The organism is Arthrobacter liuii (genome assembly GCF_014639275.1).
Taxonomy (GTDB): domain Bacteria; phylum Actinomycetota; class Actinomycetes; order Actinomycetales; family Micrococcaceae; genus Arthrobacter; species Arthrobacter liuii.
This window is the reverse complement of record NZ_BMFW01000008.1, coordinates 1-25,722: the sequence shown is the minus strand read 5'-3', so window position 1 is coordinate 25,722 and position 25,722 is coordinate 1. Positions and strand designations below refer to the sequence as shown.

24 protein-coding genes and 1 pseudogene are annotated in these 25,722 nt (G+C 65.5%); 18 read left to right on the top strand and 7 right to left on the bottom strand.

Annotation, left to right across the window (positions count from 1 at the left end):
- Positions 1-70: 70 nt before the first annotated feature.
- Both IEW19_RS10565 and IEW19_RS10560 read right to left on the bottom strand, forming a co-directional pair.
- Positions 71-943 carry an NAD(P)-dependent oxidoreductase gene (locus tag IEW19_RS10565; protein ID WP_188571590.1) on the bottom strand — a complete coding sequence of 291 codons (873 nt, stop codon included), beginning with the start codon at positions 941-943 and terminating at the stop codon, positions 71-73.
- Between the two features lie 178 nt (positions 944-1,121).
- Positions 1,122-1,325, bottom strand: a complete 204-nt coding sequence (locus IEW19_RS10560; RefSeq protein ID WP_188571589.1) for a hypothetical protein — start codon at positions 1,323-1,325, stop codon at positions 1,122-1,124.
- 269 nt (positions 1,326-1,594) lie between these two features.
- Here IEW19_RS10560 and IEW19_RS10555 point away from each other — a divergent pair, with 269 nt between their 5' ends.
- Together IEW19_RS10555 and IEW19_RS10550 are read left to right on the top strand one after the other, a co-directional pair.
- Positions 1,595-2,971, top strand: coding sequence for a glycosyltransferase family 87 protein (locus IEW19_RS10555; protein WP_229748423.1), 1,377 nt, complete (start codon positions 1,595-1,597; stop codon positions 2,969-2,971).
- Positions 2,972-2,999: 28 nt separating this feature from the next.
- Positions 3,000-4,256, top strand: a complete 1,257-nt coding sequence (locus tag IEW19_RS10550; RefSeq protein ID WP_188571588.1) for a glycosyltransferase 87 family protein — start codon at positions 3,000-3,002, stop codon at positions 4,254-4,256.
- On the opposite strand, the gene mptB is transcribed toward IEW19_RS10550, so the two are convergent.
- Positions 4,253-5,884, bottom strand: coding sequence for a polyprenol phosphomannose-dependent alpha 1,6 mannosyltransferase MptB (mptB, locus tag IEW19_RS10545; RefSeq protein WP_188571587.1), 1,632 nt, complete (start codon positions 5,882-5,884; stop codon positions 4,253-4,255). The genes IEW19_RS10550 and mptB overlap by 4 nt on opposite strands.
- A 354-nt stretch (positions 5,885-6,238) precedes the next feature.
- Here mptB and IEW19_RS10540 point away from each other — a divergent pair, with 354 nt between their 5' ends.
- On the top strand, positions 6,239-7,681 hold the full coding sequence (locus tag IEW19_RS10540) for a SulP family inorganic anion transporter (RefSeq protein WP_188571586.1): 1,443 nt from the start codon (positions 6,239-6,241) through the stop codon (positions 7,679-7,681).
- A complete protein-coding gene (locus IEW19_RS10535) occupies positions 7,581-8,399 on the top strand; it encodes a phosphogluconate dehydrogenase C-terminal domain-containing protein (protein WP_229748433.1) in 819 nt (272 codons plus the stop codon). Before IEW19_RS10540 ends, IEW19_RS10535 begins: the two co-directional genes overlap by 101 nt.
- A gap of 67 nt (positions 8,400-8,466) precedes the next feature.
- Here IEW19_RS10535 and IEW19_RS10530 read toward each other — a convergent pair whose 3' ends face one another.
- A complete protein-coding gene (locus IEW19_RS10530; RefSeq protein ID WP_188571585.1) occupies positions 8,467-9,672 on the bottom strand; it encodes a mandelate racemase/muconate lactonizing enzyme family protein in 1,206 nt (401 codons plus the stop codon).
- A gap of 58 nt (positions 9,673-9,730) precedes the next feature.
- Entirely contained in the window at positions 9,731-10,774 is a 1,044-nt protein-coding gene (locus IEW19_RS10525; protein ID WP_188571584.1) for a LacI family DNA-binding transcriptional regulator, read from the bottom strand.
- Positions 10,775-11,012: 238 nt separating this feature from the next.
- On the opposite strand from IEW19_RS10525, the gene IEW19_RS10520 reads away from it, so the two are divergent.
- The 7 genes from IEW19_RS10520 to IEW19_RS10490 are packed head-to-tail and all read left to right on the top strand — an operon-like array spanning position 11,013 to position 18,268.
- On the top strand, positions 11,013-12,341 hold the full coding sequence (locus IEW19_RS10520) for an extracellular solute-binding protein (RefSeq protein WP_188571583.1): 1,329 nt from the start codon (positions 11,013-11,015) through the stop codon (positions 12,339-12,341).
- Entirely contained in the window at positions 12,338-13,273 is a 936-nt protein-coding gene (locus tag IEW19_RS10515; protein WP_188571582.1) for a carbohydrate ABC transporter permease, read from the top strand. The genes IEW19_RS10520 and IEW19_RS10515 overlap by 4 nt, the downstream gene beginning before the upstream one ends.
- Position 13,274: 1 nt before the next feature.
- Complete coding sequence (locus IEW19_RS10510) at positions 13,275-14,180, top strand: carbohydrate ABC transporter permease (RefSeq protein ID WP_188571581.1); 906 nt, start codon at positions 13,275-13,277, stop codon at positions 14,178-14,180.
- Positions 14,181-14,192: 12 nt separating this feature from the next.
- Positions 14,193-15,383 (top strand): Gfo/Idh/MocA family protein, encoded by a 1,191-nt coding sequence (locus tag IEW19_RS10505; RefSeq protein WP_188571580.1) that lies wholly within the window; start codon positions 14,193-14,195, stop codon positions 15,381-15,383.
- Positions 15,384-15,417: 34 nt separating this feature from the next.
- Complete coding sequence (locus IEW19_RS10500; protein WP_188571579.1) at positions 15,418-16,422, top strand: sugar phosphate isomerase/epimerase family protein; 1,005 nt, start codon at positions 15,418-15,420, stop codon at positions 16,420-16,422.
- 47 nt (positions 16,423-16,469) lie between these two features.
- Positions 16,470-17,168, top strand: coding sequence for a ThuA domain-containing protein (locus IEW19_RS10495; protein WP_188571578.1), 699 nt, complete (start codon positions 16,470-16,472; stop codon positions 17,166-17,168).
- On the top strand, positions 17,153-18,268 hold the full coding sequence (locus IEW19_RS10490; protein ID WP_188571577.1) for a Gfo/Idh/MocA family protein: 1,116 nt from the start codon (positions 17,153-17,155) through the stop codon (positions 18,266-18,268). The genes IEW19_RS10495 and IEW19_RS10490 overlap by 16 nt, the downstream gene beginning before the upstream one ends.
- 33 nt (positions 18,269-18,301) lie before the next feature.
- Here the strand turns inward: IEW19_RS10490 and IEW19_RS10485 are convergent, their stop codons facing one another.
- Complete coding sequence (locus IEW19_RS10485) at positions 18,302-19,453, bottom strand: GGDEF domain-containing protein (protein ID WP_188571698.1); 1,152 nt, start codon at positions 19,451-19,453, stop codon at positions 18,302-18,304.
- A 134-nt stretch (positions 19,454-19,587) separates the two neighbouring features.
- Between IEW19_RS10485 and rsgA the strand changes: the two are divergent.
- From rsgA to IEW19_RS10455, 6 genes and pseudogenes are all read left to right on the top strand, one after another.
- Positions 19,588-20,031: pseudogene (rsgA, locus tag IEW19_RS10480) on the top strand (GTPase RsgA); the annotation flags it as partial.
- 44 nt (positions 20,032-20,075) lie between these two features.
- Positions 20,076-20,786 (top strand): alpha/beta fold hydrolase, encoded by a 711-nt coding sequence (locus tag IEW19_RS10475; protein ID WP_188571576.1) that lies wholly within the window; start codon positions 20,076-20,078, stop codon positions 20,784-20,786.
- Positions 20,783-20,986, top strand: coding sequence for a hypothetical protein (locus tag IEW19_RS10470; RefSeq protein ID WP_229748422.1), 204 nt, complete (start codon positions 20,783-20,785; stop codon positions 20,984-20,986). Before IEW19_RS10475 ends, IEW19_RS10470 begins: the two co-directional genes overlap by 4 nt.
- A gap of 59 nt (positions 20,987-21,045) precedes the next feature.
- A complete protein-coding gene (locus tag IEW19_RS10465; RefSeq protein ID WP_188571575.1) occupies positions 21,046-22,296 on the top strand; it encodes a D-arabinono-1,4-lactone oxidase in 1,251 nt (416 codons plus the stop codon).
- 21 nt (positions 22,297-22,317) lie between these two features.
- Positions 22,318-22,662 carry a hypothetical protein gene (locus IEW19_RS10460; RefSeq protein WP_188571574.1) on the top strand — a complete coding sequence of 115 codons (345 nt, stop codon included), beginning with the start codon at positions 22,318-22,320 and terminating at the stop codon, positions 22,660-22,662.
- 105 nt (positions 22,663-22,767) lie between these two features.
- Entirely contained in the window at positions 22,768-23,928 is a 1,161-nt protein-coding gene (locus tag IEW19_RS10455) for a baeRF2 domain-containing protein (protein WP_188571573.1), read from the top strand.
- Between the two features lie 77 nt (positions 23,929-24,005).
- Here the strand turns inward: IEW19_RS10455 and IEW19_RS10450 are convergent, their stop codons facing one another.
- Positions 24,006-24,545 (bottom strand): MarR family winged helix-turn-helix transcriptional regulator, encoded by a 540-nt coding sequence (locus IEW19_RS10450; RefSeq protein ID WP_188571572.1) that lies wholly within the window; start codon positions 24,543-24,545, stop codon positions 24,006-24,008.
- Positions 24,546-25,071: 526 nt separating this feature from the next.
- Between IEW19_RS10450 and IEW19_RS10445 the strand changes: the two genes are divergently transcribed.
- Positions 25,072-25,617, top strand: a complete 546-nt coding sequence (locus IEW19_RS10445; protein WP_373283587.1) for a hypothetical protein — start codon at positions 25,072-25,074, stop codon at positions 25,615-25,617.
- Positions 25,618-25,722: the final 105 nt, after the last annotated feature.

Sequence of the window (25,722 nt, the reverse complement as noted above, 5' to 3'; positions counted from 1 at the left end):
CGGGGCGATCAGCGCTTGCTGAGGCGCCCCATCGGAATGTCCGGACATCCGCGGAGGTCCCTGTTGCGTGCTACCGGCTGGCGTAGTACGCCGCTGCCATGTCCTGCTTGGTCCGGCCCTGCCCTGCCACGCGGTCCAGCCGGGCGGCGGACGCCTCGGCACCGTCCAGCTTCACGCCCCGTTCAGCGGCGGCATCGACGATGAGGTGGGCATCCTTGCGCGCTGTGTCGACGGCGAAGGAAGCAGGGTCCAAACCGTCATCCATGATGAGGCCCATCTTGGTGCGCAGGTAAGGAAGGTCAAGCCCTCCGCCCTGGATCACATCAAGGAACTGCTGCGGATCGACGCCAAGGGCTTCGGACAGTGCAACCACCTCGCCGGCGGCATTGGAGGCAGCGATAACCCAGCTGTTGACCACGAGCTTCAGGCGGGCCGCCGAACCCTTCGAGGGATCATCACCGGTCCAGATGGTGCGGGCGCCAATGGCATCGAGGACCGGCCCCACGCGCTGGCGGACCGACTCGGGCGCGGCGGCCAGCACCAGGAGCTGGCCGGCTTCCGCCGGCGCGCGGGTGCCGGAGACGGGCGCCTCCACCAGGTCCAGGCCCAGCTCTGCGGCCAAGGCCGCCAAAACAGGCACGTCCGGCACGCCCACCGTTGTGGACTGCACCCACGCCGTACCCGGCCGGATGCCGGGCTCTGCGGCGCGGACAACCTGCTGGACTGCGTCGGCGTCGTACAACATGGTCAGGACCACATCAGCGGCCTTAACTGCTTCGGAGGGAGTGGCTGCACCCCTGGCGCCTTCGGCAACCAGCGGTTCGGTCTTCGCCGCATCCCGGTTCCACACTGACACGTCATGGCCCGCCCGCAGGAGGTTCCGCGCCATGGCCGCTCCCATGATTCCGGTTCCCAGCACAGCAACTTTGAGTTTCGTATCCATCGAGTTTTCCTCCTGGTCAAGGTTTGGCTTTCCCTACCACTCAATGTCTCCAGGATTCAGTGACTTATGCATCCGGACGGCAGTATCCCGCGTCATCCTTCCGGTGAAATGTCAGAGCCCCAACCTGGACTCATACCATAAGCCGCAGCTGGCACGGGACGCCGCCGCCGTAGTTGGCCTACCATGCCTGGTGTTCGCGGGTGAGGCCGAAGGGGACCGTCTCGCTGAGGTCAACCGTGAACTTGTCGGCGCCGTGGCGGGTCACGAGGATGCCGTGGCGCTTGCCAATGAGTGCGTGGGCCTTGGCGGCTGCGACGGCGGCGTCGAGCTCGCTGTCCATGCTGTGGCGGTCGGACACGGTGAGGGTCAACGGGAAGTTCATGGAGTTGCCTTATGTCTTTCGGGGGTGGGGTGGGCAAACGCCGCCCTGCGCTCCCCCTGGCTGCGTAGGCGGTGGGCGCTTTCGGGCCTCGCACCATGGTGCCCGAGCAAACGGGAGCCAGCAACTTTAGATAAATGACGCAGGTCAGTGCCATGCTGCCCGCGTTTTGTCCTGACAATTACTGTCCGCATGGCACGCTCAATTAGAGTTGGACAGGAGTGGAAGCCGATATTTAAGGCCTCCAATGCCCCTGAGACCCGCTTCGCGCCATGACCCGAGCCATTTTTGCGCGACCGCTGACTGTGCAACGACCCGACAAGGATTCCGCCATTTCCACCGACGCTCTCTTCGGCAATCTCACCCGGATCCGCAATGTCATCCTCCCCGCGAAGCTGCGCGCCTACCTGAACACGGGACGGGGCCTGCTGGCCGGTTTCATCGTGGTGCACCTTGTCTTCCTGGTCTTCGGCGCTTCGCTCTCCCTTCGCGGTGAGGCGTTCAGCGACACCTTCATCTACCGCGACTGGGCCATGGCAGGTTTCAATGACGCAAACCTGACGGGTGGTCCCAGCCCCTGGGTGTACCCCATCCTCGCGCTCATCCCCATGGCCATCGCGGGGCTGGCGGGCCCCGGGCCGTTCTTCTTCCTCTGGGTCCTCATGACCACATTCCTCAACGGCTGGGCGCTCCTGAAGCTGACGGAGCGCGGCCGCAACACCAGCGCCATCCCCGCGGGCTGGTGGTGGCTGGTGTTCACCTTCCTGATGGGCTGGCTGGGATTCGCCCGCGTGGACGGCCTCACCGCCCCGTTGGTCCTGGTGGCCCTGGCCTACGGCGTCGAGCGCCCCTTCGTCGCCTCGGTCCTGCTGGCCATCGGCACCTGGGTGAAGGTCTGGCCCGCGGCCATCATGCTGGCCCTGTTCGCCGTCGTGAAGAACCGCCTGCTGGTGGTGCTGGCAGGCATCGCGACGACGGCCGGCGTGGTTTTGCTGGCGGCAGCGTTGGGCAGCGTCCCCAAGCTGCTGAACTTCCTCACCCAGCAGGGCGACCGCGGCATGCAGCTCGAGGCCACGTTCACCACCCCCTGGCTCTGGCTTTCCGTCCTGAACGTGGGCGGCTCCCGCATGTACATGAACACGGACATCAACTCCATGCAGGTGGACGGCCCGGGCACCGCCCTTATGTCCGTCCTGATGCAGCCGCTCCTGGTTCTGGCGGCACTCCTGGTGGCCGGGCTGACCTTCTGGGCGCTGCACAACGGCAAGCAGCACAAGGTGGCCGGCGGCGTCGACCGCACTGAACTGCTCCTGGCCGGCGCCCTGACCCTGGCCACCGCCTTCGTGGTCTTCAACAAGGTGGGCTCGCCCCAGTTCATGGTGTGGCTGGGCCCGGCCGTGGCCGTCGGCCTGGCGCACAGCTGGCGCGAATGGCGCGTTCCGGCAGCAATGCTGATCGCCATCGCCGTGGCCACGTACTTCATCTACCCGCTCTTCTACGACGCACTCAGCCACAACAACCCCTGGATGGCCCTGGTGCTGACCATCCGCAACGTACTCCTGGTGGTCCTGTTCCTGTGGAGCGTCCGGCGCCTGTACTCGTTGGGCAAGAAGACCACCGCACCCGCACCCGCGCTCAAGGAGACCTGAGATTTCCACGAGGTTCTTTGACCGCCTGGTGACGGTCCGCAGCAAAGTGCTCCCGGCGAAACTGGTGGACTGGTTCGCCCGCCCGTCCAGCGTCTGGTGGGGCTTCGCCGTCGTCCATCTGTACTTCCTGGGCTGGATGGCGTCCTTCTTCCTGAACGGTGACACGTTCAGCGACACCGAGCAGTACCGGCAGTGGGCCATGGCCGGGTACAACCCGGCGGACCTGACCGGCAAAATCAGCCCCTGGGTGTACCCGGTCCTCGCGCAGATCCCCATCTTCCTCGCCAACATCGCCGGGCCAAGCCTCTACCTGCTGGCCTGGTTCCTGATCATCACGGTGCTCAACGCCGTCGGCCTGCTCTACCTCACCCGCGGCCCCCGGAAAGTGACGGGCGTTGCCCCGGCCTGGTGGTGGCTGTTCTTCACCGTCTTCATGGGCTACCTGAGCTTCGCCCGGGTGGAGGGCATCACGGCGCCGATCGTGCTGATCGCCCTGCTCTACGCGGCGGAGCGGCCAGTGGTGGCGGGCGTCCTGCTCAGCGTCGCCACGTGGATCAAGGTGTGGCCGGCCGCTGTCCTGGTGCCCATCGTCATCGCCAGCCGCAAGCGCCTCCAGGTGGTGCTCGCAGGCGCCGCCGTCACCGCGGTCGTGGGCCTGGGCACGTGGCTGACCGGCGGACTGCCGCACATCATGGACTTCCTCCTCAACCAGGGCGAGCGGGGCATGCAGCTGGAGGCCACCTTCTCCACGCCCTGGGTCTGGCTGAGCGTGTTCCACATCGCGGGCTCAAAGATGGCGGACAACACGGCCATCAACTCCACCGAGGTCTACGGGCCCGGGGCCGAGACCGCGGCGTTCCTGATGCAGCCGCTGCTGGTCCTCGCGGCCATCACCGCGGCCATCCTCCTGGTCCGTGCCCTGCGGCGCGGCGCCGAACGCGAGGAACTGTTCCTTGAAGGCGCACTGATGATGGTCACCGCGTTCATCGTGTTCAACAAGGTGGGGTCGCCGCAGTTCATCATCTGGCTGGCGCCGGTGATCATTGCCGGGCTGGCGCACGACTGGGATCGCTGGAAGGTCCCGGCTGCACTGCTGATGGGCATCGCCATGACAACCTTCGTGATTTACCCGCTGTTCTACACGCCGCTGATCCACGCCCACCCGGTCATGGCGGCCATCCTCACCACCCGCAACGTGCTCCTGGTGGTGCTGCTGTGGTGGTCCGTGAAGCGCACGGCCGAGTTGGGCCGGAAGACGGCGGCGCAGGTTCCGGCGGGAGCCTAGGTGGTTTCGCGGCCTTCGACGGTGGCGCTGTCAGCGTGGCGGGCGGCATCGGCCCGGCGCGCGGCGCGGCGTTCCACCGCCCACTGCAAGGCGTGCCGTGCCAGGTCCTGCGGCTTGCCTTCAATGAGCAGCCTGCGGGTATGGACATCGAGGACCAGCAGGTAGAACGTGAACGCCAGAGCAGTGAAGAACGCCAGGGACGAGGCGTTGACGGGCAGTTCCACGAAGGACCAAACCGAGAGCTGGTCCTGGGCGCCGAACACCACAAAGAACGTCACGCCTACGTACAGTGACCGGATCTGCCAGTCGTCCCGGATCCCGGTGACGGCCAGGAACGGCAGGAACCACAGGATGTACCAGGGCTGGATGATGGGTGAGAGCATCACGACGGCGGTGAATGCCAGGGCCATCCGGCGCACCGCCCGCGAGTAGTCGCCACGGAACATCAGCAGCAGGACCAGCGCCATGGCGGCCCACTTCATGGCGGTCCGCAGCCAGGTGGCCAGGGTTCCGCCGGGCAGGCCCAGGGCGTTGGCAAGCATCTCCACCTGCTGGCCCAGGAAGCCCGACGGCGAATAGCCCGTGTACCCGGGGGTGGGGTCCATGATGGCCCAGGTCCAGCCGACGCCAAGGTTGTAGGGAATGCCGCTGAGCACCAGCACACCGAAGCTGATACCCGCCGTCGCCGCCCACATCAGGAACTTGCGCGGCCAGGAGGCACCGGGCCCCGCCCACATGATGCCGATGAACGGCAGCAGCAGCACGGTGATGGGCTTGATGCCGATGGAGGCGGTGACCAGGAGGATGCCCAGCAGGTAATGGCGTGTGGCGGCCAGATAGACGCCGGCGACGGCAAGCCCCACCATCAGGGCGTCGTTGTGGGCGCTGGCGATGAAGCTGATCAGGAACAGCGGGTTGGCCACGGAGATCCAGAGCGCCCGTGCACCGTTGATGCCGTGCAGTTCGGCCAACTTGGGCACATAGATGACGCAAAGCAGCACCCCGACGCCGGCCAGGAGACGGAAGAGCAGGACGGAGGCATCGGGCTGTGCCCCGGTCAGCCCCACCACCGCCCGCGCCAGCCACAGGAAGTAGGGGCCGTAGGGCGTCCGGTTTTCCGCCCAGGCGGGATCGGCACCCAGCGCGAACCAGTTGTTGAGGGTGGAAATGCCCACCTCATAGGGGTTCTGGCCTTCCTGGACCAGGCGGCCCTGGCCGGTATAGGCATAGACGTCGCGGGAGAAAACCGGAACGCAGAACATCAGCGGAAGGGACCAGGCCGAAATGGCCACCACCACGGACCGCAGCGACGACTGCCCCCAGTCCCCCAGCCGCTGGCCCAGCCGCAGCCAGGAACGCATGAGCAGCATGGCGCCTGCCGTCAGCAGCACCGTTGATACCGCCACACCCCACCCTTCGGTGCGCAGTGCGATCACCACGGGCTGCCGGATCATGGGCGAACCGTTGGCGATCCAGCCCGTTCCGATGGAGCCGACGAACATCATGAGGGCGCCGATGAACCCCTCGATGGTCGCAAGGTAGGCACGGCCCTTGGCAGGCGCGGAGGCGTCGGCCGGTGCGCCCGGCTGGCTCTCCGACGTCCTGAGGTGCGACCCGCCTGCCGTCATGATTGTGTGGTCCCCTACTTTGTTGCGGCACTGGTTGCCCCGGCACTGAAGGCCGCCCTGCAACCCGGTCATTTTATCAGCCGTGCTTACCGCTGCCCCGGGCCACGGCGGGGCAGAATGCCACAGTTTGGCAACGGCGCCTAAAACGCGTATGGGCCCGCCATGGCTTCGACCCGAAGCCCCAACGGCCCCAAGCACGCACCAAGGTAGTGTTGGGTACGCGGCCGAAAGTCATCGGCGCATTCCCTCTCCACCCCGGTTGCCTTGCATGGCAGGGCTGGGCCCGCGCGCACCGTGGCGCGCAGAAACGTTTCCCACCCGCTCTGGAAAGAGCCAAGTCCCTGGAGTCGCTCCTTGGCCGTCGCCGACAGCAGCCGCCCGATTCGGCAACCGATCACCGTCTTCACCGCCCTGCGCTCTCCGCGGCAGCTTTCCCGTGAGGTCCTGGCTGGAATGGTGACCACCCTCGCCCTGGTCCCGGAAGTCATTTCGTTCTCTATCGTGGCCGGGGTGGATCCGATGGTGAGTCTTGTGGCGTCCATCGTGCTGGCATTGGCCATGTCGGTCCTCGGCGGGCGGCCGGGGGTGGTTACTGCCGCAGCGGGCTCGGTGGCTCTAGTTATCGCTCCGCTCGTCCACAGCCACGGCGTTGAGTATGTCCTGCCGACGGTGATCCTTGCCGGCGTGATCCAAGTGGTCTTTGGCCTGGCGGGCCTGGCCCGCCTAATGCGGTTCATCCCGCGCTCGGTGATGATCGGATTCGTCAATGCCCTGGGTGTGCTGATCTTCATGGCGCAGATGCCCCACGTCCTCAATGTCCCCTGGCTCGCCTATGTCCTGCTCGCCCTGACATTCGCGATCATTTTCGTCCTGCCCCGCTTCACCAAGGCGGTCCCGTCGCCGCTGGTGGCCATCGTCGTCGTCACGGCCGTCGTCATCATTGCCGGCCTTGCCGTTCCGAACGTCGCGGACGGGGGACCCATCACGGGGACCATGCCGGGGATCACACCTTTCCTTGTTCCGCTTGACCTCGAGACCTTCCAACTGATTCTGCCCACTGCGTTGAGCGTGGCGTTCGTCGGCCTCATGGAAACCCTCCTCACCGCGAAACTCGTCGATGACATCACGGATACCCCTTCCCACAAGGGCCGCGAGTCCTGGGGCCTGGGCGTTTCGAACGTCCTTGCCGGTTTCTACGGCGGCATTGCCGGCTGCGCAATGATCGGCCAGACGGTCCTCAACGTGAAAACGGGCCAGGCGCGCACCCGCATCTCGACAGTCGTGGCGGGGGTGTTCCTGCTGGCCCTGGTGACGGGACTCAGCTCGGTCATGGGACAGATCCCCATGGTTGCCCTTGCCGCGGTCATGATGGTGGTCGCCGTCACCACCGTCGACTGGCACAGCGTCAAACCGTCCACCCTGAAGAGGATGCCCCTGCCGGAGACTCTCGTCATGGCTGTCACGGTCACCGTCGTGGTCCTCACGGGGAACCTGGCCTACGGCGTCCTCGTCGGCGTCGTCCTCGCCATGGTGCTGTTTGCCCGCCGGGTGGCCCACGTCATCAGCGTTGAGCGGACCCCGGCAGCCGACGGCGGAAGCGTCCGCTATGAGGTGGTGGGACCGCTGTTCTTCGGGAGCAGCAATGACCTGGTGGAGCACTTCGCCTACGCCGACGATCCCTCCTCCGTGACCATCGATCTCAGCCGGGCCCAGATCTGGGACGCCTCAACCGTCGCAGCCTTGGACTCCATCGAAACCAAGTACGGCCCCCGCCGGCCAGGAGCGCGTCAAGGCTGAAGGCCGCGAGATCACTGCCACGGACGACGCCGTCAAGGGCGCCGACGTCGTGATCCTCGCCGTTCCGGACACCGTCCTTGGCGTCGTCTCCGAGGGCGTTGTCCCCCAGATGAAGGCAGGCGCCATCCTGCTCACCCTGGACCCCGCCGCCGCCTACGCCGGCCTGCTGGCAAAGCGCGACGACGTCGTCCAGGCAGTTGCGCACCCGTGCCACCCGTCGGTGTTCCTGGAGCGCACCACCAAGGAAGAATGGGCCGACACCTTCGGCGGCCAGGGCGCCCCGCAGAACGTGGTGGCCGCCATCGATGAGGACGCCCCGGACGCCACCAAGGCCGCTGCCGAGGCGACCATCCGCATCATCTACGCCCCCGTCATCGACGTCCACTGGGTCACCGTCAAGCAGCTGGCCATCCTCGAACCCACCCTCGTGGAAACTGTCGCCTGCATGATCGGCACACTGCTCAACGAAGCCCTGCACGAGACCGTCCACACCGCCGGCGTCCCGGAGGAAGCAGCCAAGGCCATGCTGTTCGGCCACGTCCAGATCGCGCTGACCAACGCCCTGCGCGGCTCCAACCCGTTCTCCGAGGCCTGCGAAATCGCCATCCAGTACGGCAAAGACACCATCATCAAGGACGACTGGAAGAAGATCTTCGACGACTCCGAACTCGACGGCGTCATCGCCAAGATGCTCAAGCTCGAGGCTGTCAAGCACTAAGGCCTGGACCCACGCGGCGGCTGCCATCCTGTCCTTTTGGACCGGGGTGGCAGCCGCTTTTGTTGCTCTAGGTGCCGCCTGCGACGGTACCCGCTGCCGCCCCCTCCAGGTTGAAATACGATCGGGCACCGGGCGGCCGGATATCGGCCACCACATCGTTGAAGATCCGCATGGGGTGTGGCGTGAAAGGGTGCTCGGCGATCGCGTCAAAGTCCAGTTCGATGCCCAGGCCCACACCCTCGGGGATCATGATGTCGCCCTCCGCGGTCAACTGGAGACGCTCACTGGAGATCTCGCTCCGCCATGGAACGTCCGTTGCCATAATCTCCAGGTAGCGGAAATTCGGCAGGGCCGCGCCAAGCTGCAGGGTTGCGGCCGTGCTGAGGGGTCCGCTCGGGTTGTGCGGTGCGAAGGGGACGTAGTGGGCTGCAGCCAGCGTGGAGATGAACGACAGTTCCATCATTCCGCCGGCATGGGTGACGTCAGGCTGGATATAGTCCACTGCGTTGCGTGCCAGGGCGGGAATGAAGGTGTTCCGTCCCATCCAGCGCTCCCCAGCAGCGATGGGGACAGGGGATTTGCTGCGTACCTCGATGAGTGCATCGAGGCCGTCCGGCGGGCAGGGCTCTTCGAAGAACACCGGTTGGAACTGTTCAATTTCCCGCGCCACGCGGATGGCCGTGGGTACGTCGAAGCGGCCGTGCCCTTCGATAAACAGCTCAACGTCATCACCGACCGCCTCCCGGACAGCGGCAACGGGCTCGAGCATACGCCGCACATCGCGGGGTTCAAGGATGAGGTCTGCAGCCTCAAAAGGATCCCATTTGAGCCCACGGAATCCCTGGGCAACGGTCTGGACAGCGGCCTCGGCGAACTCCCCGGGTGTTTTTGCGCCGGAGAACCAGCCGTTGGCGTAGGCCCGGACGCGGTCGCGGACCTGCCCACCCAGCATCCGGTGGACGGGGACTCCCAGCGCGCGGGCTGAGACATCCCACATGGCCATCTCGAGGGCGCTGAGTGCAGTCATCGAGACGGGGCCTCCGCGCCAGTAAGCGTCGCGGTTCACTTCATAAATGGTCTGCGTGATCCGGGTGGGATCCTTGCCACGTACGGCATCGGCAAGGACTGCCACGGCGCCGCGTACTGCATGCTCCTGGCCTTCAAGGGTGGCTTCCGCTATTCCCGTCAGGCCCTCATCGGTTGCCAGCCGGACGAAGATGAGGTTGGTGCGGTAAAAGTCCACGACCACAGTGTCGAGGTTGGTGATTTTCATGCGTGATGTCTTTCGTCAATGGGCGCAGCACACCGGGGACGGCCCAAACAGGCCCCCGTCACGCCGCGGGCGGGGCGGTGGATTCGCGGACAATCACCTGGGTGGCCAGTTCCACGCGGTGGGAATCCAGGACCTCGCCGTGCGCCTGGCGCAGGAGTGACCTCAGGGCCGCCCTGCCCATCTCCTCCAGGGGCTGGGCCACCGAACTCAGCGAAGGGACGGACTGTTCACCCTGGTTGGTGCCATCAAAACCAATCAGGCTGAGGTCCTCGGGCACCCTGATCCCGTGGTGCCGCGCTTCGCTGAGGACACCCAGGGCAATGGCGTCGCTGCCGGCGAAGATGGCCGTGGGGAGGGGGTCCAACTTCAGCAGCTCCCTGAATCCGTTGACTCCACTCTCTGTCCGGAAGCGGCCGCCGGACACGATGTACTGGGGGTCCACAGTGATGCCTTGCGCCATCAGGGCTGCCATGTACCCGTGCAGCCGCGCCTGATTGCATTCGGAGCCCTCGATCCCGCCGATGTAGGCGATGCGCCGGTGTCCCAGTCCCAGCAGATGCTCGGTGGCCGCCTTGCCGCCGGCCCAGTTGGTCGCGCCAACGCTGACCACATCCGCTGAGGGCGGGTTGAGCGGGTCGATCACGACAACCGGGATCTGGCGGCGGCGGAATGCGTGCAGTTGTGTCTCGCTGAAGGCCGAGGTCACCACGATCATCCCCGCCCTGCCCTCATCCAGCATGCGCTGGGCACGGCGTTCCGGGGTTTGCCGGCCAGGAGTGGACTGGCCTGTAACGCTCACCAGGATTTCGACGTCGGCGCCGGCCGCGAACTGCAGGATACCGTTCAGGACCTGGATGGTGTAGGCGGAGTCGAGCACGTCGATCACCACTTCCACCACCGTCCCGGTTTCCGCTGCAGCCCTGCGCTGCACGGGCGACTGGTAACCCGCCTGTTCCAGCACGGCAAGGATGCGGGCCCTCGTTTCCGGAGCCACATCGTCGCGGCCGTTCACCACCTTGGAGACGGTCGGAGCCGAGACGCCTGCCTGCCTGGCCACGGTTGCGAGCGTGGGCTTGGTCCGCTCCGGCGATTTTGTCGTCATGGGTTCGCAATCTTTCGAAGATGAGAAGTGCACTCATTCTGCAGAAGAAGCAGTTCTGCCGTCAAGCAGCGCGCAGGAGACCAGTTCCTTCCAAAAATATCCTCTACGATCCCTTGACTACGCCGATTTTTGGAGCTTTAGTTTACAGCGTGACTTATATCACCGTTCGAAATGTTTCGAACTAAAGTCGGAGCGAACGCCCCGGATCCCGATTCGAAGAATTCACAATGGAGAAGCAATGAAGCAACCCCAGACCTCTCGCCGCTCTTTCCTCGCCCTCGCTGTCCTTACTCCCTTTGCCGTTGCCGCTACCTCAGCCTGCGGGACGTCAGGTCCGGGCGCCTCCAGCGGCAACGGTGGCGCCAGCATGTGGTTCCTGTCCGGCGAGCCGAACCAGACCAACATGCAGAAGGCCATCGATACCTTCAACCAGGCAAACCCCGACAACAAGATCGCGGTCACCTTCTTCCAGAACGATGCCTATAAGACCAAGATCAAGACCGCCATTGGCGCCAACCAGGCGCCCACCATCATCTACAACTGGGGTGGCGGCACCCTGAAGACGTACGCCGAGGCGAACCAGGTTGAGGACCTCACCAGCTGGCTGGATTCCGAACCGGACCTGAAGAAGAAGTTTTTCCCGTCCACCTTCAGCGCCGCCACGGTCAACGGCAAGATCTACGCCCTGCCCAACATGTATGTCGGTCCGATTGTCTTGTTCTACAACAAGGAACTGTTCCAGAAGGCAGGCGTCCAGGCGCCCAAGACCTGGGAAGACATCATGTCCCTGGTGAAAACCTTCAATGGCATGGGGGTGGCCCCCTTCTCCCTGGGCGGCCAGTCGCGCTGGACCTCCATGATGTGGCTCGAATACCTGCTGGACCGCATCGGTGGCCCCGACGTATTCAAGGCGATCTTCGCGGGCAAGCCCAATGCCTGGATGGACCCCGCCGTCATCGAGACCGGAACCAAGATCCAGGAACTCGTTTCCGCTGACGGGTTCATCAAGGGATTCTCCTCCATCACGGCTGACTCCAATGCCGATCAGGCCCTTCTGTACACCGGCAAGGCCGCCATGATGCTGCACGGTTCCTGGACGTACGGGCCCATGAAAAGGGACGGCAAGAACTTCGTCCAGGACGGCAAGCTGGGATTCGTCCAGTTCCCCGCCGTTGCCGGCGGCAAGGGCGACCCGAAGAACGGCGTGGGCAACCCGGCAAACTACCAGTCCATTTCCGCCAAGGCCAGCGACAAGGAAAAGGAGTCCGCCAAGAAGTTCTTCAAGGACGGCATCATGACCGATACCATGATCGACGCCTACATCAACTCCGGATCCGTGCCCATTGTCAACGGCATCGAAAGCAAGCTGAACACGTCCCCCGACAAGGATTTCCTCAACTTCGTCTACGACCTTGCGAAGAACGCCCCCAGCTTCCAGCAGTCATGGGACCAGGCATTGAGCCCCACCGCCGCCGAGGCACTGCTGAACAACATCGACCAGCTCTTCCTGAAGTCCATCACGCCGCAGCAGTTCGCCGAGAACATGAACGGCACCCTCGGAAAATGAGTAACACCGTCTCCACCGCCCCGGGGCCCGCCGTCAGCGTTAAGGATTCCAAGCAGACAGAACAACGCAAGGCCGCCCTGGCCTGGCTGACCATTCCTGCGCTGTTCTTCTTCCTGGTCTTCGCCGTCATCCCGCTGGCCGGTGTGTTCATCCTCAGCTTCACCAACTGGGATGGGATCGGTGCCATTGGGGCGGCGGGACTGGACAACTGGTTCTCCGTGCTGGCAGATCCGGGGCTGTACAACTCCCTGGGCCTGACCTTCCTGATCATGATCGTCTCCTGGCTGGTCCAGACGCCCATCAGCCTCCTGCTGGGCGTCTTCACCGCTGGCAGCCAGAAGTACCGCGCAGCCCTGGCCGTGCTGTACTTCCTCCCCCTGCTGCTGTCATCGGCCGCCGTCGCCATTGCGTTCAAGGCCCTGCTGGATCCGAACTTCGGCCTGGCAACCGGCCTGGGGCTGCCGTTCCTTGCCCAGGACTGGCTCGGTGTCCCACAGCTGGCCGTGGGCCTGGTCATTTTCGTCATTGCATGGCAGTTCGTGCCGTTCCATACGCTCATCTACCAAGGCGGCGTGCGGCAGATTCCCAAGTCCCTTTACGAGGCAGCGCAGATTGATGGGGCAGGCACCATCAAACAGTTCTTCCACATCACGCTGCCGCAGCTGAAGTACACCATCATCACCTCCTCAACCCTCATGGTGGTGGGGTCGCTGACGTACTTCGACCTGATCTTCGTCCTCACCGGCGGCGGTCCGGGAAACTCCACCCGGGTCCTGGCCCTGGACATGTACCTCCGGGGCTTCCGGGCCAACCTCATGGGTCCGGCCAGCGTCATCGCAGTCATTCTCGTCATCATCGGCCTTGCACTCGCCCTATTCCTCCAGCGACTCGGAGGCAAGGACAAGCAGGGCAGCCAATTGGAAGGTTTGTAGGGTGAGTACCGTCCTGAAAAGCACGACGCAGGAGGCCCGCACCGCACCGCGTGGCGGCTCGTCAGCCGCCAAGCGGGGGTTCGGCACACGGCTGAGGCGGCTCAACATCCCCGGTGGCCTGGGCGGCTGGCTCTGGCTGGCCGTCATCATCCTGCCGATCTATTACGTGGTGATCACCAGCCTCAAGACGCAGGCCGGCTACTTCGGTCAGAATCCGCTGTCCCTGCCCACCGAACCCACCCTGGAGAACTACCAGCTGGTGCTTGAGGCGGATTTCGCCCGCTACTTCATGAACAGCGCCATCGTCACGCTCGGTTCCGTGATTCCGGCGGTGCTGATTTCGTTCATGGCGTCTTTTGCGATCGTCCGCGGCGCCGGCAGGTTCCTCAAGCTGGTCAACGGCATGTTCCTGATGGGGCTGGCCATCCCGCTGCAGGCCACGATCATCCCCATCTACCTGATGATCATCCGGCTCAACCTGTACGACAGCCTGCTGGCACTGATGCTTCCATCCATTGCCTTTGCCATCCCGTTGACGGTGCTGATCTTGTCCAACTTCATCCGTGACGTGCCGAACGAACTGTTCGAGTCAATGCGGCTGGACGGCTGCAGTGAGTGGCAGACCATGTGGCGGCTGGCCCTGCCCCTCACCCGGCCGGCCATCGTGACGGTTGCCATCTACAACGGCCTGCACGTCTGGAACGGGTTCCTGCTTCCGCTGGTGCTCACCCAGAGCCCCAGCCTGCGCGTCCTGCCCCTGGGCCTTTGGACCTTTCAGGGTGAATTCAGCGTCAACATCCCCGCCGTACTCGCCTCCGTGGTGCTCAGCACCCTGCCCATCCTGGTGCTTTACGTCATCGGTCGGCGCCAGCTGCTCGCAGGCCTGACCGCCGGATTCAGCAAGTAGAAAGGACCTCCGATGACACAGCCCCAACCCCTGCGGGTCGGCATGGTGGGTTACGCCTTCATGGGTGCAGCCCACTCCCACGCCTGGCGCACCGCACCGAGGTTCTTCGACCTGCCGCTGCAGCCACAGCTCACCGCCGTGGCCGGCAGGAATGCAGACGGCGTCCGTGCCGCAGCGGACAAGCTCGGCTGGGAGTCGGTGGAGACCGACTGGCGCCGCCTGATCGAGCGCGACGACATCGACCTCATCGACATCTGCACCCCCGGCAACACGCACGCCGAGATTGCCATCGCCGCCCTTGAAGCCGGCAAGCACGTATTGTGCGAAAAGCCGCTGGCCAACTCCGTGGAGGAAGCCGAGAGGATGACGCTCGCCGCGGAAACCGCCGCGAAGCACGGCGTCTTCTCCATGTGCGGCTTCAGCTACCGCCGCACCCCCGCGCTGGCGCTGGCCAAGCGGTTCGTGGACCAGGGCCGTCTCGGCGAAATCCGGCACGTCAGGGCCCAGTACCTGCAGGACTGGCTCTCCGACGCCAATGCCCCCATGACCTGGCGGCTGGACAAGAGCAAGTCCGGCTCCGGCTCCCTGGGCGACATCGGGGCACACAGCATCGACGCCGCCCAGTGGGTCACCGGGCAGAACATCAGCGGGGTCTCGGCGATGCTGGAAACCTTCGTCCACGAACGCCCGCTGGCCGGAGACCTCGTGGGCCTGGGCGGCCACGGGAACATCAGCGGCGATGCCCCGCGGGGGAAGGTCACCGTTGATGATGCGGCCATCTTCAGTGCAAAGTTCGACGGCGGCGCTTCCGCAGGTGCCATCGGCGTCTTTGAGGCAACGCGGTACGCCCTGGGCCGGAAGAACGCCATGCGGCTGGAAGTCAACGGCACCAAAGGGTCCCTCGCCTTCGATTTCGAGGACATGAACGTCCTGTCCTTCTATGACGCGGCGGAAGCCCCTGACGCCGGCTTCCGCCGGATCTTCGTCACGGAGCCCGAGCACCCCTACGTCGGCAACTGGTGGCCCACGGGCCACGGCCTGGGGTACGAGCACGGCTTCACCCACCAGGTGGTGGACCTCGTCACCGCCATCGGTGAGAGCCGCCAGCCGGAGCCGTCCTTCGCGGACGCATTGCAGGTGCAGCGGGTCCTCGCGGCCGTGGAATCCAGCGCCGCCAACTCCAGCCAATGGCAAAAAGTCTGACCAACTCCCAGCTTCGAGCGACCAAGGAAATACGATGACACGACCAATCACGCTGTTTACGGGCCAATGGGCCGACCTGCCCTTTGAAGAAGTGGCGCGGCTCGCCGGCGAGTGGGGTTTCGACGGACTGGAAATCGCCTGCTGGGGCGACCACCTGGACCCGCGCCGTGCGGCGGAGGACGACAACTACCTCCAGGGCCGCCTGGACATCCTGGAGAAGAACAACCTCCAGGTCCATGCGATCGCCAACCACCTCACCGGCCAGGCCGTGTGCGACGACCCCATCGACCAGCGCCACCAGGGCATCCTGTCGGCTGAAATCTGGGGAGACGGCGACCCTGAAGGTGTGCGCCGCCGCGCCGCCGAATCGATGAAGGACACCGCACGCGCCGCTGCCCGCCTCGGCGTAAAGACGGTGACAGGCTTCACCGGCTCGTCCATCTGGAAGGCCGTGGCCATGTTCCCGCCGGCCTCCCAGGAAATGATCGACGCCGGATACCAGGACTTCGCGGACCGCTGGAACCCCATCCTGGACGTCTTCGACGAAGTGGGTGTCCGGTTCGCACTGGAAGTCCACCCGTCCGAAATCGCCTACGACTACTGGACCGCCAAACGGACCCTCGAGGCGATCGGCCACAGGAAGAACTTTGGCCTGAACTTCGACCCCTCCCACTTCATCTGGCAGGACCTGGACCCCGTGATGTTCCTGCAGGACTTCGCGGACAAGATCTTCCACGTCCACGTGAAGGAATCCGTCCGCCAGCTGGATGGCCGCAACGGCCGCCTGGGCTCCCACCTCGCCTGGGCAGACCCCCGGCGGGGCTGGGACTTTGTCACGGCAGGGCACGGGGACGTGCAGTGGAACCGGATCTTCCGGACCCTGAACGCCATCGGCTACGAAGGCCCCACCAGCATCGAGTGGGAGGACGCCGGCATGGACCGCCTTGTCGGAGCCCCCCAGGCGCTGGCCATGGTCCAGGAACTGGCCCGGATCGCCCCACCGGCAGCTGCCTTCGACGCAGCCTTCGCCAGCCGCTGACCCACGCTTTGCCGGCAAAAGCCGGCAGTCAAACAAAGGAAACGTCAATGACAGAAACCAAGAACGCGCTGGTCGTCCGCGGCGGCTGGGACGGCCACCAGCCCTACGAGGCCACGGAGCTCTTCATCCCCTACCTCAAGGACAACGGCTATGACGTCCGGGTGGAGGAATCCCCCAAGGTCTATGCCGACGCCGGCTATATGGCAGGGGTGGACCTGATCATGCAGTGCATGACCATGACCACCATCGAAAAGGACGAGTTCGCCGGACTGCGGGCAGCCGTGGAGAACGGCACCGGCCTGGCCGGCTGGCACGGCGGCATCGCCGATTCCTACCGGAACACCTCGGACTACCTGCACCTGATCGGCGGCCAGTTCGCCTGCCACCCCGGCAAGCACCCTGACGAATGCATGGGCGAGCAGTCGGACAACTACGTGCCTTACACCGTCAACATGCTGCCCGCGGCGGCCGGGCACCCCATCACAAAGGGCATCAAGGACTTCGACCTGGTCACCGAACAGTACTGGGTGCTTTCAGACGACTACATCGACGTCCTGGCCACCACCACCCAGAAAGTCCGCGAGTGGGACCCCTGGAACCGCGAAGTCACTTCCCCGGCCATCTGGACCCGGCAGTGGGGCAAGGGCCGGATCTTCGTTGCCACCCCAGGACACCGGGTGGAAATCCTCCAGGACCAGAACGTTCGCACCATCATCGAAAGGGGCCTGCTGTGGGCAAGCCGTTGAAAGTCGGAATCATTGGCTGCGGAGCCATCATCGCGCAGTACCTCACCAATTTCCGACGGCTGGACCAGATCCAGCTGGTGGCCGTTGCGGACCTCGACCCCGCGCGCGCCCAGGCTGTCGCTGATGATTACGACGGCGTCCGTGCCCTCTCAGTGGAGGAACTGCTCGCCGCGGATGATGTTGACCTGGTCCTGAACCTGACCATCCCTGCCGCGCACGCAGACGTGGCGCTGAAAGCGATCGCGGCCGGAAAAAGCGTGTACGGCGAAAAGCCCCTCGCAGCCACAACTCAGGAGGCACGCCAGGTACTGGACGCAGCGCGCCAGGCGGGCGTCGCCGTCGGCTGTGCCCCTGACACCGTCCTGGGCACCGGGGTCCAGACCGCACGCAAGGCCATCGACGACGGCCTGATCGGCGCCCCTATCTCGGCGTCGGCCACCATGGTGACCCCTGGCCACGAGCGCTGGCACCCCAACCCGGATTTCTACTACCAGCCCGGTGGTGGCCCCCTCCTGGACATGGGCCCCTACTACGTCTCCGCACTCGTGACGCTGCTGGGTCCCGTGGTGTCGGTGGTGGGCGCTGCCAGCCATACCAGGACTGAGCGGACTATCGGATCGGGGCCCCGCGAGGGGGAAAAGGTACCCGTGAACATCGACTCCCACGTAACCGGCGTCCTGGTCCACGCCTCCGGGGCCCTCTCAACACTCTTCATGAGCTTTGATGCCGTGAAGTCCAAGTCGCCGAACATCGAGATCCACGGCGAACGCGGATCCCTGGTGGTGCCGGACCCCAATCACTTCGACGGTGATGTCCAGCTGTTCTCCCTGGGCGCTGAGGAATGGGAAACCCTCCCCGTCTCGGCGGGATATGTTGATGCAGGGCGAGGTTTTGGCATCGCCGACCTGGCTTCCACCCCAAAGGGCAAAGAACCCCGGGCGGGTGGCGCCCTGGCCTACCATGCTTTGGAGGTCATGGAATCTGTCCTCAAGGCTGCGCACAGCGGCATGACAATCGGCATCCAGAGCACTGTTGAACGGCCGGAAAGCGTGGCACTGACGGTCCTGGCGGAACAGGCAGACGCCCTCCAATCCAAGTAGCCAGCCCGAACCGCGCCGCGTACCGCAGTGAAGCTAGTACATCTCGTCGCTGCGGGCGGCGCGGTTCCTGCCCAGGGACTTGGCCCTGTACAGGGCGGCATCCGCTGAGGCGATGAGGTCCTCCACATCGGAGGTCCCGCCGTCGTACGTGGAAATGCCGTAACTCGCGGTGGGCAGCTCCATGCCGCCCGCCGTTTCCGCTCCGGCCAGGCGCCTGCTGATTTCCTCCGCTATCGTCTCGGCCCGTTCGGCGCTTGCCCCCGGAACCAGGATGACAAACTCTTCCCCGCCGTACCTCCCGGTCAGGTCGGTGGAACGCACCGTGGCAGTGCAGGCATCGGCGAAGGCCTGCAGCGCAAGGTCGCCGGCGGCATGGCCGTAGGTATCATTGACTGCCTTGAAGTGGTCAAGGTCAGCCAGGATCAGGGCCCCGGAACCGCCGGTGATAGTGCGGTCGGCCAACTGCTCGGCAGCCAGTTCCAGGAAGGCCTTGCGGTTCAGGAGCCCGGTGAGGTCGTCGCGGGTGGCCACCACGCGCAGGACGCGCGTCTGCTGTTCGCTGCTCAATGCCGCCATGCTGAAGGACACCACCACCAGCAACACCATGGTCACCAGCGTGGTGATGGCCGATCCAAAGACGGTGACGAAGACCGGGCCCTCCGGGCCCTCCACCAGGAACGCCAGCCAGCGAAAGAAATAAAAGACTGAGAGCCCTCCGGCGGCCACCGCCATGGGAATGCGGACCCGCGAATAGCCCGGCTCAAGGCGCCACAGCTCACGGGAGGCCAGCCCGATGGTCACGCTCATCGCCGCGAGGAACACGGGGCCGCCGGACCAGGTGTTGGTGGCCGGATGGTCCAGCAGGGAGGCCACCAGGGTGAGCAGCGGGATGCCGGTGAACGCCCACTTGGGCGGCCGCGCGGTCCGCAGCGAGCGCGCTCCGGCCCACACTGCCACGCCGCCGTGGACCAGCAGTGTGTTGCCCGCTGGGTTGGCCCACACCTGGTGTGGGGTGCCGTCCAGCAGGAAGCACCCCGATCCGGACAGGAAGAACAGCAGGGCACCGCACCACCACGCACTGTACGGCGAGCGCGTCACCCGGTACGCGGAAAAGTAGAAAAGAACCACCAGCACCAGGGCCATCAGGCCAAAAGCGATGCGCAGGGTTGCCGTATCCAGAACCATGAGCCAGAAGTCCCCCCAAGAAGCCCGAATGCTGCCCACGCAAGTATCGCACCCACCCACACTGTGCAAAAGCTTTCCTACCCCTGGTTGGCGCCCGCGAAACCCGCCCGGGGCTGGCCCCGGGAGCTTCGCTGGGGGCAGTGGAATTGAACTGTCCGCCCGGTGCCGGCAAATCCACCCTCATCAATGCGTTGGTGGGCCGCGAAGTCCAACCCACCGGAGAGGTGCGGTCCGGGGATTTCAGGGGTAAGCACACCACCACCGCCCGCGAGCTGGTGCCGCTGGCCAACGGGACCGTCTTGATGGACACCCCTGGTGTACGCGGATTCGGGCTGTTCGACGTCCGCGACGCCATTGACAGCGGTGCCCTGGCCGGGCGCCGGTGGAACTCGTATTTGAAGATACAGCGGGAACTGGCGGCGCTGGCACGCCGCTCCGACGTCGCTGTGCAGCGCGCTTACCACCGCGAGTGGCACCAGAAGGTGGTAACAGCGGGAAAGTCGCAGCGCTGGGCCGAGCGTGAAGCCTCTGAACGCATGGATCGGACGGAAGGGAAGGACCGGAAGCGGAAGCGGTAGGAGTGCCCGTATTCCATGTCCGGGGCGGGGAGTAGGGTTCGGTCATGGACATCATCCTGGTTCCCGGTTTCTGGTTGGACGCGTCGTCGTGGGAGGCGGTGACACCCGCCCTCGAAGCGGCGGGGCACCGCACCCACCCCCTCACGCTTCCCGGGAAGGAGTCAGCAGACGCCGATCGGGCAGGTATCAGCCTGCAGGACCACATCGACGCTGTGGTGGCAGTGCTGGATGCCATGCCCGGCAAAGCAGTCCTGGTGGGCCATTCCGGCGGCGGGGCCATCATCCACGGCGTGGCCGATGCCCGTCCGGACCGCGTGCAACGGGCCATCTACGTGGACAGCGGTCCCCTCGGCGAGGGCGGTGTCATCAATGACGAACTGCCCGCGGAGGGAGACGACGTGCCCCTGCCGCCGTGGGAGAGTTTCGACGACGCGGACCTGGTGGATCTCGACGACGGACTCCGGCAGGCGTTTCGCGCCCGCGCCGTACCGGAGCCCCGCGGTGTCGCGTACGGCAGGCAGCACCTGCAGGACGAGCGGCGCTACGGCGTGCCCGTTACGGTGATCACCTGTGAATTTCCATCCACCATGTTGCGCGAATGGATTGCGGCCGGCAACCCGTTCGTCGCGGAACTGGCCAGGATCCGCGACGTGGAGCTTGTCGACCTGCCCACGGGACACTGGCCGCAGTTCACCAAGCCGGACCAACTGGGACGGGCCATCCTGGGAGCAGTTGACCGGACGGGTACGGAATGAGCGGGATACTCTTGCGCGGGACTGCCCGCATTGCAAGGCTCGACGCCGCCGACCTCAGGGGCGCCCTCTTCCTCACCCAGGCACAAATCACCGCCGCCCACGGCAGCTCTTCCACCCGGCTTCCCATCGGAGTTGGGCGGCCCGGCCATTGGGTGCCCGGCTCCCCTACAGCGGCAGCCCGTACCGCGGAAGCACCTTGACAGCCCGCTTTGTTAGCGCTGACAGTTGGAGAAAACCGACCCCAAGCGAAAGCCACCTGATGAAGAACTGGGCAGGAAACCTCGAATACTCCTCCGCCGATGTCCGGCGGCCGGATTCCGTAACCGAGCTGGCGGACCTTGTGGCAAACTCGGCGCGCGTCAAGGCCCTGGGGTCCCGGCACTCGTTCAACAGGGTGGCAGACACGGACGGCGTGCACGTCCTCCTCGATGCCCTGCCGCAGCAGGTGGACCTGGATTCCAGCCGGGGAACAGTGCGTGTGAGCGGCGGGGTTAGCTACGGGGCGCTGTGCCGGACCCTGGAGGAGTCCGGGGTTGCCATCCATAACCTTGCCTCGCTGCCCCACATTTCGGTGGCAGGTGCGGTGCAGACCGGGACGCACGGCTCCGGGGTGAACAACCCTTCCCTTGCCGGTGCGGTGGAATCCATCGACCTGGTCCGGGCCTCCGGGGAGCAGGTCACGCTCAGCCGGGCGGACGGGGACGAGTTCCTGGCAAGCGTGGTGGGCGTCGGGGCCCTGGGCATTGTTACCGGCCTGGAGCTGGCGGTGCGCCCAAGTTTCCGGATGCGCCAGCGCGTCCTCGAGGACCTGCCGTGGGACAACGCCCTGGCGGATTTCACTGCCATCGTGTCCAGCGCCTACAGCGTGAGCCTGTTTACCGACTATGCCGGCGACAGGATCGACCAGGTCTGGCTCAAAGCCCTTGAAGAGGAGCAGCCACTTCCCCGGCTGTTCGGGGCGACCGCCGCCCTCAGGCCGCGGCACCCACTGCCGGACATGTCCGCTGAAAACTGCACCGCGCAAATGGACCAGGCCGGCCCGTGGCTGGACCGGCTCCCGCACTTCCGGCACGAGTTCACGCCGAGCAACGGGGACGAACTGCAAAGCGAGTTCATCCTTCCACTGGAGCACGCCCCTGCCGCCCTCCAGGCAGTCCGCGCGCTGGCCGGAAAACTTGCACCCTTGCTGTTCGTCTCGGAAATCCGCACCGGCGCGCCTGACGAATTCTGGCTCAGTCCGTTCTACCGCCAGCAGAGCGTGGCGCTGCACTTCACCTGGAAGCCGCTGCAGCCTGAGGTGGAAGCCTTCCTCCCGGCCCTGGAGGATGCACTGCGGCCCTTCGGCGCCCGCCCGCATTGGGGCAAACTGTTCACCCCGGACGGCCACGACTGGGAAAAGCTGTACCCGCGCTTCGCCGACTTCCGTTCCTTCGCGGACGCCCATGACCCCGAAGGTAAATTCCGGAACGGACTGCTGGACAGCATCCTGGGCGTCCCGGCCCGGCGCTAGTACCGCCGGTACGCTGGAGGCATGACCCTTCGTTCCGCCGTCGTCTCCGCCGCTGCCCTGTCCACCGCCCTGTTGCTGCTGACCGGATGCGGCGCCGTCGGCGACGCGGCGGGCAACGCGGCCAGCGATGCCGCCTCCAGGGCTGCCTCCGCCGCCGCACAGGAAGTCAATAAGCAGATCTGCGCGGTGGTCCAGGACGGCCTGGTCAGCGCAGAGGACCGCCAGGCGCTGGCCGGCCTGGCATCGGCGGCACGGACGGCAGGGGTTCCCGCGGAAATTACGACGCCGTTGGGCCAGATCGCGGAGGCCGGGGACCAGGTGCCGGCAGAGTCCGTCCGGGCCCTGAAGGACGCCTGCAAGGCCTGAAAAGCAGGGGGTCGGAAGGCCCTTCGACGCTATCTTCCCCGGTGCTACGGTGAAATGACGAACCAGTAAGCCCGTGATACTAAGTCACGCGTGAAGGAGATCGTCATGGCACAACGCCTCAACACCAACCACGGCTCCAGCCTTAAGGCCTACGCGGACCTATGCCGGCTCCCGGGCCCGTGGTGCACAGCCTATGTGGATGCAGGGACCGGAACGGTGGACACACTGGAGGCCGGGGACGTCAGGCCCGGAAACGCCCGTACCCGGCTTGAAGCACAGGGGGCAACGTCCGCTGACGCCGATGCAATGGAGCGGGCCCTCCAGCCAGCCGCGGGTAGCCCCTCCCCCGTGTCCAGGTATGTCCTGGTCCATGACGGCAAGGTGGAGGTCAACGAGGTACTTCCCGGCACACTGATATTGCCGGAACGGGTGTCAACGGGACCGGTCCCTGACCTGCTGCCCCTGGCCAAACACCGGCCGGCGGAGTTCCCCTACGTGGTCGCCGAGGTAAGCCGGGAACACGGCGAAATCCGCTTGTACCGCGCCGGGGCCGGCGCTGCCGGCAGCGTGCAGGAAGTGGAAGGCGAGTCCGAGCACGTGCACAAGTTCCACGGCGGCGGCTGGTCGGAACTGCGGTTCCAGCACCACACCGAGGACGTCTGGCGCCGGAATGCCGACGAAGTGGCGGGCGAAATCGACAAGGCAGCCAGTTCCAGCGGTGCCCGGCTGATCGTTCTCGCCGGGGACATCCGCGCGCGGGGACTGGTCAAGGAAAACCTCTCCGAGGCAAGCAGGGCAGTGCTGTCGGAGGTGGACTCCCACACACATACCGCGGGGGCGGACCGCGCCGACCTGGAGGATCAGGTCAACCAGCGGGTGGCCGAAGTGTGGGCCGGGGAGCAGCAGGCCGTGATGGACATGCTGGCGGTCCAGGAGGGCCAGCCCAACCCGGAATCGGCGCAGGGCATAGGAGACGTGGTGCACGCACTCCAGCAGGCACAGGTGGAGGTCCTGATCCTTGATGATGCCGCATTGGCAGAACGGACGTTGCTGGCCCTGGATGCGGAACCATGGATCGCGACAGCCAACTACGAAGCCTTGGGTGCGGGAATCCTGGGAGAAGTTCCGGCCCCTGCAGCCCTGTTGCGGGCGGCAGCCCTTACTGACGCCCACCTTCTGCTGGTTCCGGGTCCGGTGTTGCCCAAGGGCGCTGGCGCCGCGGCACTGCTGCGCTGGTCCTCCGGACCCCAGGTCCAGTCGTCGTAGGCCTTACCGCAGGAAACAAGGGCCAGGAAAAGATGTTGCCGGCCTGGAAGGGCCGGCCGCTTCATCGTGGAGCCTCGTCAGTTCTGGCGTGGCTGCTCCCAGCCCCGCAGGCCGCTTGCCCGTCCGGATTGCTGCCTGTGCACGTGCCCGGCGCGGTGTTCGGGCGGGGCAAACGGGACAACGCCGGCGCCGCGGTTCACCGGAATGGCGCGGACAAACTTCGTGAGTTCCTCCCGGAGCGCCTTCCATGCGATGTCCGGATCGTCCGGATAAGCGTTGATCTCCGCCAGCCGCGCCGCGTCAACGGCAGCAACACCGGAGTCCGTCAGCTCCACTCTCAGCTGGCGGCGGTCCGAAGCGTGGCGGGTCCTGGTGATGAGTCCCGTGGCTTCAAGCCGGGTAAGGACCCGGCCCAGCGTCTGGCTCTGGACCCTGATCGCCTCGGCGAGCTGTTCCTGGTTCAGGGGACCCCCCGTCAGGCCTTCCAGTGCGATAACAGCGGCACGGGTGAGGCCAAGGGGGGCCAGTGCGTCGTCCTGGCGCCGCTGGATCAGCCGTGCCGCCAACGTGATAAGGCGGTAGCTGCTCCGGGCGTCCGGATCGAGATTGCTGGTCATCGGCCGCGGCCTTCCTGTAGGTGGCGAAGTGCGTGTCACCGTGCGTCGCTACCCTCCTACAATAAGCATGCTTACCAACATATTCGCAAGTAGGCTTACTATCCGTTCGCTGCGCAGCCCTGCGCCAAGCACCCGGGGACTCCAAGCCCACCCGCACGACCCCTTGCAATCCAAAAGGGAAGTGTGCTTAGTATCTAAGTAGTAACCCTGCTTACTAAGTTGCCAGCATTGCTGGTTCTTGATCGCCAGCTAACCCTTTCTGAAAGAGAGCGAAGATGACAGAGAACCAATGGCCCCAGACCCCACGCACCGCCGCGGACCCGGCCATCGCCGATCCGTACGGTGCAACAGAGGTGGCTCCCCAGCAGGCCTCCTACCCGACAGGTTCCCCTGACACCTCCAAGACCCAGGCGGCCAAGGAGGAGGCTTCCAACGTTGCCGGCGAGGCAGCATCTGCAGCCCAGGGCGTGGCCCAGACTGCCAAGGGTGAGGCCGCAAACGTGGCGCATGAGGCGAAANGCACAGCATGGCCAGCGCACCGGACCAGCAGGGCATGGCCAGCGACCTGGTCCGGCAGGCAGCCGAGCGAACCTCCTCGGTCGCATCCTGGCTGGAAAACCGGGAGCCCGGTGACCTCCTGAACGAGGTCCAGCGGTTCGCCCGCAACCGTCCCGGAACGTTCCTGCTCCTCGCCGCCGGCGCCGGTGTCCTGGCCGGACGCCTCACCCGCGGCCTCACCGCAGGCGCCCCCGAAGGGCAGGGCCAGATCCAGGGTTCGGGCCAGCTGCAGGGCTCAGGCCAGCACCGCGCCGTGCAGTCACCGCCGGTAGCGCCGCTGCGCCAGGAGACCGTGTACGCCGCCGGTACCGATGACCTTTTCGATGAACCAGTCGTCAGCAGTGCCACCCCGGTGTCCACCAGCACCTTGCCTGCAGGCACGGCCGAGGAGACTCCGCTCCGGTTCGAAGACGACCCCTACCGGGCCGAAAACGGTGTCTACACCGCTGACGAACCTTTCGGTACCGACGGCACTTCCGGGACCGGCCGCCACGGCCAGACGGGTGGGTTGTGATGAGTAGCCAGATTCCCGAGCCGCCGCCCAGCGCGGCGCACGTCAAAGCGGACAACGCCTCAATCGGTGAACTGCTCGGAGACGTGACCCGCGACCTGTCCACCC

Coding starts and splice junctions, on each gene's coding strand:
- IEW19_RS10475 (WP_188571576.1), top strand. CDS start 20,076: ATGGACATCATCCTGGTTCCCGGTTTCTGGTTGGACGCGTCGTCGTGG.
- IEW19_RS10465 (WP_188571575.1), top strand. CDS start 21,046: ATGAAGAACTGGGCAGGAAACCTCGAATACTCCTCCGCCGATGTCCGG.
- IEW19_RS10445 (WP_373283587.1), top strand. CDS start 25,072: ATGGCCAGCGCACCGGACCAGCAGGGCATGGCCAGCGACCTGGTCCGG.
- IEW19_RS10525 (WP_188571584.1), bottom strand. CDS start 10,774: ATGACGACAAAATCGCCGGAGCGGACCAAGCCCACGCTCGCAACCGTG.
- IEW19_RS10565 (WP_188571590.1), bottom strand. CDS start 943: ATGGATACGAAACTCAAAGTTGCTGTGCTGGGAACCGGAATCATGGGA.
- IEW19_RS10505 (WP_188571580.1), top strand. CDS start 14,193: ATGACACAGCCCCAACCCCTGCGGGTCGGCATGGTGGGTTACGCCTTC.
- IEW19_RS10455 (WP_188571573.1), top strand. CDS start 22,768: ATGGCACAACGCCTCAACACCAACCACGGCTCCAGCCTTAAGGCCTAC.
- IEW19_RS10520 (WP_188571583.1), top strand. CDS start 11,013: ATGAAGCAACCCCAGACCTCTCGCCGCTCTTTCCTCGCCCTCGCTGTC.
- IEW19_RS10450 (WP_188571572.1), bottom strand. CDS start 24,545: ATGACCAGCAATCTCGATCCGGACGCCCGGAGCAGCTACCGCCTTATC.
- IEW19_RS10500 (WP_188571579.1), top strand. CDS start 15,418: ATGACACGACCAATCACGCTGTTTACGGGCCAATGGGCCGACCTGCCC.
- mptB (WP_188571587.1), bottom strand. CDS start 5,884: ATGACGGCAGGCGGGTCGCACCTCAGGACGTCGGAGAGCCAGCCGGGC.
- IEW19_RS10555 (WP_229748423.1), top strand. CDS start 1,595: ATGACCCGAGCCATTTTTGCGCGACCGCTGACTGTGCAACGACCCGAC.
- IEW19_RS10485 (WP_188571698.1), bottom strand. CDS start 19,453: ATGGTTCTGGATACGGCAACCCTGCGCATCGCTTTTGGCCTGATGGCC.
- IEW19_RS10495 (WP_188571578.1), top strand. CDS start 16,470: ATGACAGAAACCAAGAACGCGCTGGTCGTCCGCGGCGGCTGGGACGGC.
- IEW19_RS10530 (WP_188571585.1), bottom strand. CDS start 9,672: ATGAAAATCACCAACCTCGACACTGTGGTCGTGGACTTTTACCGCACC.
- IEW19_RS10460 (WP_188571574.1), top strand. CDS start 22,318: ATGACCCTTCGTTCCGCCGTCGTCTCCGCCGCTGCCCTGTCCACCGCC.
- IEW19_RS10560 (WP_188571589.1), bottom strand. CDS start 1,325: ATGAACTTCCCGTTGACCCTCACCGTGTCCGACCGCCACAGCATGGAC.
- IEW19_RS10515 (WP_188571582.1), top strand. CDS start 12,338: ATGAGTAACACCGTCTCCACCGCCCCGGGGCCCGCCGTCAGCGTTAAG.
- IEW19_RS10470 (WP_229748422.1), top strand. CDS start 20,783: ATGAGCGGGATACTCTTGCGCGGGACTGCCCGCATTGCAAGGCTCGAC.